Genomic DNA, 13,397 nt, shown 5'->3' on the forward strand with positions numbered 1-13,397 from the left:
GGTGTATTGCCTGGGCCGCCGACAAACGTCATGATGAGGCTGGACTGATGAACGTGAACAGTCACCCTGAGAGACCAGTGGAAGCTGTACAAAGGTAAACCGGCTTGCCCCGGCCTTTTTAGGACAGATACACTAGCTCACCGTTAATTTTAATCTGCCACGCAAGATTTATTTCAAATAACTAACTTAAAGGAAAAGTTCTGTGTCAAATGCTGTTGCTGCCTCCCCGCTGGACCGATGTCGTCATGTTTTACGTTTGCTGGGTCCCGGTGTACTCATGGCAACAGCGGCCATTGGTGGCAGTCATCTGGTAGCCTCAACCCAGGCCGGTGCGCAATTTGGCTGGCAGCTGGCATTGCTGGTATTGCTGGTGAATCTGTTGAAGTACCCGTTTTTTCGCGCGGCGGTTAGTTACACGGTGAGTACCGGAGATACCTTACAGCAAGGATATCAGAAAATGGGTAAAGGTTACCTGATGACCGCGCTGGGGTTAAATTGTATTGCGTCGGTGGTCAATGCTGCTGCCCTGCTGATGTTTTCAGCCAGTTTGCTGGGCTATTTTCTACCCATGGATTTGCCCATTCCGGCACTGGCCACTGCGGTACTTGCGGCGGTGTTATTTATTCTGTTGGCCGGCCATTTTAATGCCCTGGATAACGCAGCAAAAATCATCATGGTTTTGCTGGTCATTGCCACAGTGACTGCCACCGGCGTAGCCTGGTCAAACGGCCCGGTCGCGCCGGCAGATTATGTATCGCCTTCACCATGGACCTTTGCCACCATTGGTTTTTTGGTGGTGACCATGGGCTGGATGCCTGCGCCGATAGAAATTTCGGCCATCACCTCATTGTGGCTGAAGCGCCAGACCAACGAGGCCCGGGTTACTCCACGCTCTGCCTTATTTGATTTTAATCTGGGTTACCTCACCACACTGCTGCTGGCACTGGTGTTTTTGTCGCTGGGCGCCCTGGTATTACACGGCAGCGGTCAAACGCTGGCGTCCGGCGGTATTGGTTTTTCCCGTCAACTGGTAGGCCTGTACGCTGATACCATCGGTGACTGGTCCCGGATACTTATCGCGCTTATCGCTTTTTTATGTGTTTTTGGTTCTGCGCTGACCGTGTATGACGGCTATTCACGCGCTGTGGCTGAAGCCATGATGCTGTTAAAAGGTAACAAGGAGGCCAGCCCGCGAGTGTATACCTGGGTGTTGCTGGCCGTAGCCGCATGCAGTTTTGTTATTGTGCTGTTTTTCAAATCGGCGCTGATGGCAATGCTGAGCTTTGCCATGACACTGGCGTTTGTTACCACGCCTATGTTTGCCTGGCTAAACCACCGGCTGGTAAATAGTACCAACATTGCCTCAGAGATACGCAACGGTGTTGTTATGCGCTGGCTAAGTATTGCCGGGCTACTCTACTTGTTTGGCTTTCTGGTGGTGTTTATCTGGTGGAAGTTTATTGCCTGACGCCGACACGGATATCAGGCCGAGGCTACAGCTGCAGATTTTGGCATACACATTCAAAGCTAAGGCAGCCTGAACGGGCTGTCTTTTTCACCGCACTTTTTTATGTCCGATAGTCTGATTGTCTGCGACCCGGGATATTGCCGGCCGTAGCCGGCCTGGCGTTCAGGCGTAGGCCACCAGCAGAGCAAACACACACAGTATGATGGCCAGCCCGGCCAGGGCACAAAAATGGCCATTGTGTTTTCGCCCGTGATGGGGAGATGAAGCCGGATAACGGCCACCTGACACCAGCTTACACAATGGCCAGCCAAGCCAGTAACACACCGTCCAGAATAAAAAATCAGCCACGACCGCAATGGTCAGGCGATACAAAAACACACCAAATTCGCTTACCAGTACTTCCATATATTACCTTCCGCTTTTTTTACTTAAAATCATCTTGTCGTACTAACGTGCTGCTCCCCGGCACCCCGGCTGAGTCCTGTTTGCTCACTGCACTGTGCTTTTGTGCCAAGCGCTCGTATGTTTGCCACCATACTCACCCTTTAGTTCAGCATACCCAGCACTACCGACATCATCATCACTGCCACACAGCGCGTTTCAATATTTGTATATGCGGCGATATAGGGGTCCGCCAGCTGTGCAAAATGTCCGTGTCTGATTGAGCGGCGAAACCCCAGCCAGGCCACCAGCTGAGAATTAACGCCTAAAGATGGAACGGCAAGACGACGCCATATCTGAGGATATGCCTGTCTGGCATATTGCCCCCTGCGGTAAAAACTGATCAGACACAGACAAGCTGCCATGCCAACACTTATCCAACATAATGCCTGAATCATCCGTGTATTATCCTCATACCATCCCTGTTTGTATGGCGAATTATTTCCCTGAACAAATACGACTTCAGATTTCCACTAGTATAGACAGTGACCACAAGCACGATAACTGTATTTATGTACAGTTAACTATAATTTGCCGCCTTTTTTGCCTCCAGCGCCAGTAACCCCAGTACAAACATACCACCATTCACCACCACCGGATTAAACGCAGCGCTTAACAGGGCCGGCTTGAATACAACGCTCAGCGCAAACAGCCCCACAATACCCAGCAGGTTGAGCCGGTGAATCCAGTTATGCTGAAAACCGGCAAAAAAGGTCAGCCCCCACAACAATTCCAGCATACCGGAAAGCTGCACAAACGCCTGCTGCATCTGTGGCTGGATCCCCAGAGCGCCGGCCAGCGCCAGTTCGGTACTGTCCAGAAACAACACCTTGGGAACCAGCCCCTGATAACACCACATCAACGACAACGTGATACGAATCAGCCATAGCTGAGTGGTAAAAACAGCGTTCTCATTAGGCGGGGTCATGGTCAGTCTTTTAACTCTTCCACATCATCAATCAAATCATCTAAGTAGTTCAGCAAATGCTTTTTCTGCGCCGGCGTCATTGATGCTGCCAGCTCTGCCGACATCGCCAGATACGCCTCGCGATTATTTTGCCGCTGCTCCAGGTATGCCTTACTGCGGTACGCATCCGGATGGGTCAGAAGATGTGTCAGCTCAGCCACAAAGTCGGGATTAGTATGCCGGGTAGCAAATAGCTTGCGGGCTTCGGTTTGCATATTCCGGCGATACGCCATCCAGTTGTCAAAAGTGCTGGTAAAATGTGGCACCCTGGCCCGGATGATTTGCATTTGCTGGTTATTCAACTCACCCACCCGCTCCTCAAATTCTTCCTGAATATTGTCAACAGCACTGTTTTCCCACTCCTCACGGCTGTCTTTGATCTTCTCGTCCTGTTCTTCCTGCCGCTCACGATTTTCTTTTTCAATAGCCGCAAACAGATAGATGACCTGCTCGTCATTTAAGGTAGCAGCCATTGAGGATAACTGAGGAGCCAGTTTATTGCGTAGGCGGTCAATATGGTCACTGGCCTGATTCAGATGCCAGGCAATGGTTGGCTCATCCAGTTTATTGCCCGCCGCCTGCATCCGTAACTTGCGCAGCTGATGCAAATACTGGTCAAGCTCCTGACTTTTATGCCAGTTAATCCACTGATCGAGCTGCTTATCAAATACTTCTTCCTGACTGTCGGTCAGCTCTACATAGTCATCCATATACCAGTAAACCAGCCAGTCCAGATTGTTATACGCCAGCTTTGACGAACATCCGGTGACCACCAGCAGTGCAATAAGCACAAGGCCCCACAATTTCATAACCTGTCCTTTTGTTCAGACGCCTGTTTCAGTCAGGCTCATGTTTGTTTTGCAATCTTTATCACTACGGTCTAACCGCCGGAGTTGTTTTGTTTGCTACCTAAGCACTTAGCATATAACGTAAATATGAACGGTGGAATTTAAAAAGGTTACAGAATGTGAGTAAACATATTGCAGTGCTGACATCCGGCGGCGACGCGCCGGGTATGAATGCGTGTATCCGGGCCATCGTGATCAGCGCCCAGCGTAATGGTGATAACGTCACCGGGTATTTACGCGGTTATAATGGCCTGATTGATCAGCAATCTGTTCCGCTGACCTGTGAACGCATGCACAATCTGACCCAGCGCGGTGGCACCATTTTACACAGTGCCCGGTGCGAGCGGTTCATGCATCAGGATGGCATACAACAGGCGGCAGATACCCTGCATCAGAACGGCATTGATACTTTGATAGTCATCGGCGGCGATGGCTCGTTTCGCGGCGCCCACAAGCTTGCGCAGTGCTGGGGCGGACAGCTGATAGGCATTCCCGGCACCATTGACAATGACATTACCGGCACCGATGCCACGATTGGGTATTACACAGCGATTGAGACTGCGGTGTCATCGATTGATAAAGTGCGGGATACGGCCGATGCCTTTGACCGGATATTTGTGGTGGAGGTCATGGGCCGTGAAGCTGGTTTTCTGGGCCTGAGTGCGGCGCTGGCCTCCTCCGCCGACTTTGTCATTTTACCGGAACTATTCAAAAGCTCAGAGGATTGCCTGACGCAAATAGACCAGCAGATACGTCAGCGTACCGATGAACGGGGCCCGGTCAGTTATATTATTGTCCTGGCAGAAAACTGCTGGCCAGGCGGCATCAGCGATTTGGTCAGCCAGCTTACCAGCACCACCGGGATGGAAGTCAGACCGGTTACCCTTGGCCATGTACAACGCGGGGGGCCTCCCACCAGCCAGGATAGGATTCTGGCCATGCAACTGGGAACCTTTGCCTGCGAGCTAACCACCCAGAATACCAGTGGGGTGATGACTGGCATGGTACAGCATCAGCTGGTCGCCGTGCCGTTTGATACCTGCTGGTCGGGTAAAAAGTCTCTGGATCCGGCCTGCGTGGCCACTATGCAAACCCTGATGAATCAGCGTTATTAACAAATGAAAAAACGGGCCGTAGCCCGTTTCTTGATTTTACATTTTCATCGCGGCTTTAACTTTGTCGCGATGACTGCGGCTGACTTTCAGCTCAGTATCATTTTGCAGAATCAGATGATATTCGCCACTGATATGACTGACCAGCTTTTTAACAAAGCGGATATTGGCAATGGCAGAACGGTGCACGCGTACAAACCACTGTGGATTAAGTTCCTGTTCCAGCTCTTTCATGGTTTTACGCATAATGTGCATACCGTCAATGGCGTGTACACACATGTAGTCACCGGCAGCATCTATCCACTGAATGTCGGCCACGGCCACCCGGGTCACCTCTGAGCCGTCTTTAATCGCCAGCACTTCAGGGTACGGATTGGTTTCAATGGCTTCACCGCTGGCCAGTTTGCGCAGAATTTCTTCGCAATCGTCACCAGTTAGATCAGCCACCAGCGACGCCAGCTTTTTAGACTGTGCATCCTGCTGCTGATTATCCAGATGCTCACGTACTTTACCCAGTGCCTCTGTCAGACGCTCGTCATCGGCAGGCTTTAACAGATAATCCAGAGCATGAACATCGAAAGCCTTAATCGCGTAGCTGTCGTACGCGGTTACAAATACCACTAACGGAATCGGCTGGTTCAGTTCACGTAATTTGTGAATCACCTGAAAGCCGTTTAAGCCAGGCATCTGAATATCCAGAAAGACCAGATCCGGGCGGTGTTGAGAAATAGCGCTTACAGCATCCAAGCCATTCTGACACTCAGTAATGACTTCAACGCCTTCATGACGTTCCAGACGAGTGCGTAAGCCGCGACGTGCTAAAGGTTCATCATCCACGATGATGGTTTTAATTTTTTGCTCACTCATGCTTTTGCATCTTTTACTTCGTAGGGAATACGTAACCTAACGCGCACACCGCTTGGCTGATTATGCTCTACTGAAAAAGCAAAATTACGGTTATACAGCGACTGCAGGCGCTCCCTTATGTTAACCAGACCAACACCGTTCTCCCGAGACAGCTGACCATCTTTAATGTCTGCGCCGGGGCCGTTGTCTGCGACATCCATCAATAAATCATTGCCAAATAATCGGGCGGAAATGTCAAGGCGGCCGCCCTGTTCCATTTTAGATATGGCGTGTTTTATTGCGTTTTCAATAAGTGGTTGCAGAATCATGCTTGGTACCAACGCACACTCGCACCCACTCTCTATATTCCAATTAACCTCAAGTCGATCATCAAAACGTACTTTTTCTATTTCAAGATAAAGCCGTAATGCTTTAATTTCCTGTTCTAACGGTACCCGTTTAATCGGGTCGTTATCCAGTGAATAACGTAAAAAGTTACTGAGTCTGGACACCATCGCCTCGGCGGTGTCGTTTTCCCTGAGCAATACCAGTGTAGAAATGGCATTGAGCGTATTAAACAAAAAATGGGGATTAAGCTGATAGCGCAGCATTTTGATATGCGCCTGATGCGCCATAGTGCTGGCTTTGAGCGCGTTCTGCTTTTCCTTTTGCAGCATCTGGAAGTTTTTAATACCAAAATATACGCCGCTCCAGCAGCCCACCATGATCATGGAGTTAATGGTGTTGGTAAAATACATGTACCAGACATCCGGCCGGTAGCCGTGTTTGTAGATTTCCCAGTAGTTGATATTTTTCACCACGGCCCAGACCAGCGCCACGACATAACAGGCCAGCATGACCGTGGCCACCATTTGCAGCGGAGATAACCGCCGGGCCCAGCGGAAAATGTATCGCAGGGGAATGGTCAGTAACCAGCCCGCATAGGCATTCAACAGGATAATAAACACCCAGATAGGGCGTACATCATGCAAAAATGATCCAATGTAATAAATCAGCGCAAATCCAGCCCAGCCCATGCTGTGCAGAGTCCAAAACAAACGCTCATTGCTTTCAAAAGTTCGTTGCCAGCGGCTCACACTACTACCGAGTAAAGAGTTCTGGAATTAATTATACGCATCTTGTGGGGTTTCCATGGCAACTTAATCGTATGGGATAGTCGGCTGGTCGCACTTAAGGTCGCGCCAGCAGCCCGAAACGACTGCTTTCACCACCGATTAGTAACTGATTCTCATCCGTTTAAGCCAGTGCACCCACCACCAGGCCGGCCCGACCAGCAAAAATCGCAAATCTTCCAGGAAAGACGGCTTTTTACCTTCAATTTTGTGCCCGACAAACTGCAATGCCCACATCACCACAAACAGTGCCAGACTGAATTGCCAGACGCTGATATCCAGTGCAAGTAGCAACTGAATACCGCCAAAGCACAGTATGGTCAGCAGGGTCATGGCCGCACCAATGGGACCGGACAACATGAAGTAATACATCAGTACGGGTACCGCCAGCACATGCGCCCAGGTGACACCGAATCCATCCAGCAGCGCCGGCACGGGCAACGACCAGATAAGCCCCAGCGTCACAAAATAAATACTGGGCACGGCAATGGTATGAATGACTACATTGATGCGATTCTGATGACTTTCGCCATACCGGTTAAGTAAAACATCGATTTGCCGCATGTGACCTGCGCTCCTTCATCGTTTAAGCCCTGACACCTGATCTGCTCAGCACTGTCATTATTCGTAAAACAGACTGTGACGTTCCAGCAAGGCCTGTACCTGTTCAGCCGGGTCGTCAAAGGCCAGACCGTAATAGCTGTAAGCATGATCGCGGGTATGATTTTTAATCACTGCCGCTATAGTAATGGCTTTTCCTTCCAGATGACAGGTTAATGTTAATTTATTGTTACCCCCTTCAACCACAAATGATTTGCCCTGACTGATGGCCAGCCGGCACCCTTTTTTCGACACATCAATAATAATGGCTTCAATGTTTTTTTGCTCTTGGTATGTGACGTGTACTGCAATGCCGGGCTGACCGCGCTTCTCTTCACGCAAGCCCTGAAATTCAACCTGCCGGGGAAACGATGTTAGCAACACAGACAAAGGAGAATGGAGTAACCGTAACACAGAGACCCGAAACGCAATCACAGTGCCCAGCTCCCCTTCGAGCACATGACGTACCACCAGGGTATTGCCGGGTAATAATAAATCCCGGGTACTGGCCCATTTCGGACCAGTGGGTATACTGAAAATAAGGCCATTGGGCGCATCCATACCCACAAATGTGGTTTTGGCCCGCTTTGGTGCAGTGGGGGTGGTTATTTGTAAATCTACAACAGCCCCTGAACGCATACCGCCCAGTAATGTCAGGGTTGTCTGGTCTGCTATGACCGCCATAAGCATCCTGCAAAGGAAGTTAACATCAACGGTATTTATATAAGCACAGATTTCAGTTACTGACAAAACTCAAAGACTTGGGCATCATAGATTTATCATTTTTTAAGGCGTAGTGTTATGACCGCAGTATCTTCCCCTTCTTATCATCTGGCACTGACTTCACGCAGTGAACACCTGTTTACCGTTACCCTGCACATTCCTGCCTGTGAGCAGCAACGTACGGTGTTAACCTTGCCTGCCTGGATTCCAGGCAGCTATATGGTGCGCGACTTTGCCCGCAATATTATCAGCCTGCAAGCCCGGGCCGGCAATAACGCACTCACGGTCACCAAGCAGGATAAGCAAACCTGGTCGTTCAGCGCGCCGGGTCAGGCGGTAACGGTCACCTACACCATTTTTGCCTTTGATTTGTCGGTACGCTCAGCATATATCAACGATGAATTTGCATTTTGTAACGGTACTTCAGTGTTTTTACAGGTCAGTGGATTTGAGCAGCAGCCCCATCAGGTCACCATCGAAAATCCCGGGCTGGACAACTGGATCACCGAAACGACAATGCCGGTCAGCGGCAGCAGCTATCAGTGTGCCAATTATGCTGAGCTGATTGACCATCCGGTGTTTATGGGTAAAGCCCACACGCAAAGCTTTGTGGTAGACGGGGTCGAGTTTGTCATGCTGCTTAGTGGCGAAGCGCCGGTGGATATTGACCGTATCTGTGAAGATCTGGTGCCCATCTGCCAGCATCACCTGGATCTGTTTGAAAAGCCCTATCCGGTTGAACGTTATGTATTTATGACTATGCTGGCTGAAAACGGCTTTGGCGGGCTTGAGCATCGCAGTTCCACTGCCCTGCTGTACCCGCGAATGGACCTGCCCCTGCCCGGCGACAGCAAAACCCGAACCGATGGGTACACGACCTTCCTGAGCCTGTGCAGTCATGAGCTGTTCCATACCTGGCATGTAAAGAGAATCAAGCCGGATGTGATGGTTAACCCAGACATGGGGGCTGAGGTCTTCACTAATCAGCTATGGATTTACGAAGGCTTTACCAGCTTCTATGATGATCTGACCCTGGCCCGTGCCGGCACCATCACCAATCAGAAATATCTGGAAATTGTGGGGCAAAACCTGACCCGTCTGATGCAAAACGAAGGGCGTAAACTGCAGGGCGCGGCAGAATCAAGTTTTGACGCATGGACCCGTTTTTACAAACAGGATGCCAACTCGGTAAACCATATAGTGAGCTATTACACCAAAGGCGGCATTATTGCGATGGGCCTGGATTTATTGCTGCGCCGGGAATCTGGTGAGCAATACAACCTTGATCATCTGATGCGCCTGTTGTGGCAGCACTATGGCAAAGATGAAAGCGGTACACCGGATGATGTCATTCACCATCTGTGTCAAACCCATTTTGATATTGATGTGTCGGCGTATCTGGAAAAAGTGGTCTATGGCACTGATGATGTGGATCTGACCGGCTGGCTGGATGACATTGGCGTGGCACTGCACACCCGAACCAAACGTAATATGGCAGATAAAGGCGGTACAGCGCCGGTCAGTCAGCCAAAACATGCGTTTGGGGCCAATACCAAGGCTGCCACTCCGGGCCTGTCGGTGTTGCAGGTGATAAGCGGAACACCCGCCCAGCGCGCTGGCTTACAAATAGGCGACATCCTGCTGGCCATCGACGGACTTATTGCCAGTGAAAGCCATTTTCAGCGTCTGCTGGATGCTCAGGACCCGGCCAGAGGCACCGTGCCTGTCAGTGTAATTCGCGATGGCCGGTTGCTAACACTGTCAATGCCGGTAGAGCCAGCGGTACAAGATGCCTGCTATTTCACCATCACTGATGAGAAAAAATTCAATAGCTGGCTGGGTAAAGCAGAATAAGCGAGAGGCCTGCGCGCGGCGCTACCCGCGCTGTAACAGACACTAAAAAAGGGCGCGATGAAAGCCATCGCGCCCTTTTTCATGGGCTGGCCGGCTAGCGTTCCGGTACCAGCAATTGCGGATCAAGTCGCAGTTGTTGCAGATTAATCCGCCAGTCCAGATGCGCGCCGGTGGCCCGGCCGGTTGCCCCGATGGTGCCAATTTGCTGGCCCTGTTTGACCGTGTCGCCCGCGCTGACCAGCATGCTGTTAAGGTGCAGATAACTGGTGGTAACGCCCATGCCGTGGTCAATCACCAGGGTATTGCCTGAGTAGTACAGGTCGCTGGCCAGTCGCACCACCCCGTTGACCGGCGCCACGACCGGCGTACCGGTAGGCGCTCCCACATCCACACCAAAATGCGGACGGCTGGGCTTGCCGTTCAAAATGCGCTGACTGCCATACACACCGGTGATAGGGCCATCAGCAGGCCAGATAAAGCCGGTAAAGATCGCATCCAGATCGCTGTTGATATTACGAGCCTGGGCCACAGCAGCGGCATCCCGGGAAATTCGTTCACTAACCGCTTTTGGGGGCGTGACCATTTTCTGGTTCAGTCCATCAATACGCTGGGTCTGATAGCGACGTTGCGTCAGGGTCAGCGTTCGCTGTCCACGGCTGCCATCAGGTAATGTCCAGCTCAGCGTATGCTCAGGCGCAGCGGTCCGGTCAAAGCCAAACACAAACTTCCCCTGGCTGTTTAGTTCCAGTGGCTCGTCATCCAGCGTTACCTGACTGCCGGCAGGCAACTGGGCACGAATCAGACTGCCCTGAGTCAGGCTCCCATTTAACACCAGCGGCTGACGGGTATCAGCCTGCGCAAGAGTGCTAAGCAGCGTTGTGCTACCCAGAATCGAGCAAGCCACAAGCACCGCACTACCGGCGCGGGCCAGCCAGCTTTTCAGCCTACTCATTCAAACCGGGTCCCGCACTATGGCGCCTTTCCCCACACCTTCATAGGCCATAATTTCAAGGGTGCTGTCACCGGAGCGTTTTTTCTGCTCGGTATAAATAAATTCAGCCAGACATTCCACGGTAGAGTCGGTTTCAACAATCTCGCAGCGGGAACGGGGGATCAGCAATTCAAAGTACCCTTGAGAAGACTCATACGCACAGCAATAATATTCCTGCGGATTGTCCACGGTACCGGCAGCTTTGCGATCGGCATAATCGATGATGTCCTCGCGGGTGATGATATATACATCTTCCCAGCGCTGCGCCCAGTACTGCTGGCTTTCCAGACAGGCCTGACCGTCAATCATAATACCGACTTTAGAGCGATGCCCGTGGGCAATACGCTGACAGTTACCGTCGTGTTTTTTCAGCCCGTGAGTATAGTGATAAAAAGGCGTCAGAATTTGCTCGGTGCGTAACTTAAGCTCAATATTATCCACATTCTCAGGCAAATGCGTGGCGATCACCTCACGCAGATAATTGCCCACCGACTCCATAGAGATGGTATCTGAGTAGACAAAGGCGTAGGCTTCTGCCGGGCAAAACAGCTGAATAATTTTGCCGTCGTTCTGCTCAAACCGCACTTCTACCTGTTCGTCATGGTCCAGATGATTAATATTTGACCCGCTGTGCTCAGCAGGCACCAATAGTTTGTGATCAACATATTCGTCGATCAAACGTTTAAGATTCTTTTTTACCTTGCCGAAGTCCTGAATCATGCTTTCATCATTCAGATTACCGTCAAGGATCACATCGACAATCCAGCTTTCTCCTACCATGCCTCGCTGTGGGCACAGAAAAGAAAAGTCCATCACTGTCAGATCATTTACAAAGAGTTGCATAATACCCTTACAACTATCAAAAATTCGCGGCTAGTATACGCTAAAAATGCGGGGTACGGACAGGCTTTAGCAGCGAAAACACTGCCAGATACCCGCATATGCGTTAAAAAACAGTGTTTATTGCGAAGACTGTCGGTTTAACTGGTCTTTCAGATTTGGCGGCACCCCTTTGATGGTCAGGGTGTCGGTGGCCGGATCGTAAATCACCCGGTCGCCCAGATGCTTGCGCTCAAAACTGATGCTGACTCCGGCGCCGGCGCCACTGAATTTCGCCAGTTGACGCAATGCGGCCGGATCCGGCTGAATATCTTTTTCCAGCGGTGTCTCAAGCCCCGCAGTAAAGTTTTCAAAACTTTTTTCACTGCTGTCATCACCCGGCAGACGGCTGGACAACTCGCTGACCGATACCGTTTCGCCACTGTCGATTTTTTCCTTGAAGTAGTTTTTTACTTCGTTACGGTGTTGCTCCTGTTCTTCACGGTTCAGATTTTCACCGGCCAGATAAGCATCCACAGACGAAATCAGCTGCTTATTTTGCTGTTTCACATCCACCAGCTCTTCACAACCAATAAAGTCCATAAAGAAGTCTGACACTTTGCGGCCCATCCGCCCTTTAATAAAGCTGATATACCGCTGCTGCTCAGGCTGTACTTCATACTGGGTTAAATCCATACGCACCGCCAGCTGCATTTTAGCCAGATCCAGGTGCTCTCGTGAGGTCAGCTCCAGCGCATTATTGACTTCCACATGCGCCCGGGTGTTAAGTAGCGCCACCATCAGATACTGGGTTGCCAGATATTCATACTGGCAGAAAATCAGAAAGCCCGTTTCCACACTGCCGGTATCAAGCAAAGCATTAATTAAGCGGTTAGTTGACCGTAGGGATAAGTCATGAAAACGTGACTCCAGATCATCCTGCGCGGCATTTTGTGCGGCCATAAAGTTTTTCAGGTCTTCTGCAAACCCCGACACATCTTTCCCGCCCTCGCCTTCTTCACCGGCAGCACTGGCCACAAAGTGTCCGACCCCTTTGCCCGGCTTGCTGTTAAAACTATGGTTTATCTGGTGAGCCAGGTGTTCTATTTCAGGGGTAACCGCCAGGCATTTTTCCCGGGGAATAGCCTGAATTTTTTCCTCTTCGTTGACCACCAGACGATGAACAACAAAATGGTGAATAAGTGCGCTCATAGTAAAATCGGCGTCCTGTATGTAAATTTTATGAAAAGATCGGATAAGGAATTCGGGGAATTATGAATGAATGATTGTTATCACTCAAACAACGATTATAATCCTCCTTATTATCTTATCATTCTTTTTATTGAATAAATCAGCAAAAGAGGCGTCACAATGCCCCAACAAAGCCGTTATCAAAACGCGGAATTCGAAGCGCTTATGGACAAAGTTATCATGACTTTAGAAGAAAACCAGGCTGGCAGGGATTTATCCCTGATGGTTCTGGGAAATGTGATAACCCATATTTTTGAAACTCAGGTTAAACCCGAAGACCGTCAGGCCATGGCTGAGAAGTTTGCCAGCGTGTTGGTTAAAAGTGTTAAAAACTAATCCCGAGG

At 50.4% G+C, this 13,397-nt stretch carries 15 protein-coding genes; 4 read left to right on the top strand and 11 right to left on the bottom strand.

Translation table 11 applies throughout. The features are described 5' to 3' along the window. Window positions 1–202: 202 nt before the first annotated feature. Window positions 203–1,468, top strand: coding sequence for an NRAMP family divalent metal transporter (locus EZV72_RS09390; RefSeq protein ID WP_137166998.1), 1,266 nt, complete (start codon window positions 203–205; stop codon window positions 1,466–1,468). A gap of 162 nt (window positions 1,469–1,630) precedes the next feature. Here EZV72_RS09390 and EZV72_RS09395 read toward each other — a convergent pair whose 3' ends face one another. From EZV72_RS09395 to EZV72_RS09410, 4 genes are all read right to left on the bottom strand, one after another. Next, on the bottom strand, window positions 1,631–1,873 hold the full coding sequence (locus EZV72_RS09395; protein ID WP_137166999.1) for a hypothetical protein: 243 nt from the start codon (window positions 1,871–1,873) through the stop codon (window positions 1,631–1,633). A 140-nt stretch (window positions 1,874–2,013) separates the two neighbouring features. Continuing rightward, window positions 2,014–2,307 (bottom strand): hypothetical protein, encoded by a 294-nt coding sequence (locus EZV72_RS09400; protein WP_137167000.1) that lies wholly within the window; start codon window positions 2,305–2,307, stop codon window positions 2,014–2,016. Between the two features lie 122 nt (window positions 2,308–2,429). Then, complete coding sequence (locus EZV72_RS09405) at window positions 2,430–2,837, bottom strand: DoxX-like family protein (protein WP_137167001.1); 408 nt, start codon at window positions 2,835–2,837, stop codon at window positions 2,430–2,432. A gap of 2 nt (window positions 2,838–2,839) precedes the next feature. Further along, window positions 2,840–3,685, bottom strand: a complete 846-nt coding sequence (locus tag EZV72_RS09410) for a DUF6279 family lipoprotein (RefSeq protein WP_137167002.1) — start codon at window positions 3,683–3,685, stop codon at window positions 2,840–2,842. Window positions 3,686–3,843: 158 nt separating this feature from the next. Between EZV72_RS09410 and EZV72_RS09415 the strand changes: the two genes are divergently transcribed. Beyond that, entirely contained in the window at window positions 3,844–4,839 is a 996-nt protein-coding gene (locus tag EZV72_RS09415) for a 6-phosphofructokinase (RefSeq protein ID WP_137167003.1), read from the top strand. Between the two features lie 36 nt (window positions 4,840–4,875). Here the strand turns inward: EZV72_RS09415 and EZV72_RS09420 are convergent, their stop codons facing one another. From EZV72_RS09420 to EZV72_RS09435, 4 genes are all read right to left on the bottom strand, one after another. Beyond that, window positions 4,876–5,703, bottom strand: a complete 828-nt coding sequence (locus EZV72_RS09420) for a LytR/AlgR family response regulator transcription factor (protein ID WP_137167004.1) — start codon at window positions 5,701–5,703, stop codon at window positions 4,876–4,878. Then, the gene (locus EZV72_RS09425; protein WP_137167005.1) at window positions 5,700–6,779 is read right to left on the bottom strand and encodes a sensor histidine kinase; all 1,080 of its coding nucleotides are present in this window, start codon (window positions 6,777–6,779) and stop codon (window positions 5,700–5,702) included. Before EZV72_RS09425 ends, EZV72_RS09420 begins: the two co-directional genes overlap by 4 nt. Before the next feature lie 138 nt (window positions 6,780–6,917). Continuing rightward, complete coding sequence (locus EZV72_RS09430; protein ID WP_137167006.1) at window positions 6,918–7,379, bottom strand: Mpo1 family 2-hydroxy fatty acid dioxygenase; 462 nt, start codon at window positions 7,377–7,379, stop codon at window positions 6,918–6,920. A gap of 57 nt (window positions 7,380–7,436) precedes the next feature. After that, a complete protein-coding gene (locus EZV72_RS09435; RefSeq protein WP_175405083.1) occupies window positions 7,437–8,099 on the bottom strand; it encodes a PilZ domain-containing protein in 663 nt (220 codons plus the stop codon). 117 nt (window positions 8,100–8,216) lie between these two features. Between EZV72_RS09435 and EZV72_RS09440 the strand changes: the two genes are divergently transcribed. Next, window positions 8,217–9,992 (top strand): M61 family metallopeptidase, encoded by a 1,776-nt coding sequence (locus tag EZV72_RS09440; RefSeq protein WP_137167008.1) that lies wholly within the window; start codon window positions 8,217–8,219, stop codon window positions 9,990–9,992. A gap of 94 nt (window positions 9,993–10,086) precedes the next feature. Here the strand turns inward: EZV72_RS09440 and EZV72_RS09445 are convergent, their stop codons facing one another. From EZV72_RS09445 to yejK, 3 genes are all read right to left on the bottom strand, one after another. After that, entirely contained in the window at window positions 10,087–10,944 is an 858-nt protein-coding gene (locus tag EZV72_RS09445; RefSeq protein ID WP_137167009.1) for a M23 family metallopeptidase, read from the bottom strand. Next, window positions 10,945–11,826, bottom strand: coding sequence for a 6-carboxytetrahydropterin synthase (locus EZV72_RS09450; protein ID WP_137167010.1), 882 nt, complete (start codon window positions 11,824–11,826; stop codon window positions 10,945–10,947). 117 nt (window positions 11,827–11,943) lie between these two features. Further along, window positions 11,944–13,014 carry a nucleoid-associated protein YejK gene (yejK, locus tag EZV72_RS09455; RefSeq protein WP_137167011.1) on the bottom strand — a complete coding sequence of 357 codons (1,071 nt, stop codon included), beginning with the start codon at window positions 13,012–13,014 and terminating at the stop codon, window positions 11,944–11,946. A 159-nt stretch (window positions 13,015–13,173) separates the two neighbouring features. On the opposite strand from yejK, the gene EZV72_RS09460 reads away from it, so the two are divergent. Further along, window positions 13,174–13,389: a YejL family protein gene (locus tag EZV72_RS09460; protein ID WP_137167012.1), complete on the top strand. Its 216-nt coding sequence runs from the start codon at window positions 13,174–13,176 to the stop codon at window positions 13,387–13,389. Window positions 13,390–13,397 lie beyond the last annotated feature (8 nt).

This window comes from Salinimonas lutimaris (assembly GCF_005222225.1).
In the GTDB taxonomy this organism is placed as follows: domain Bacteria; phylum Pseudomonadota; class Gammaproteobacteria; order Enterobacterales; family Alteromonadaceae; genus Alteromonas; species Alteromonas lutimaris.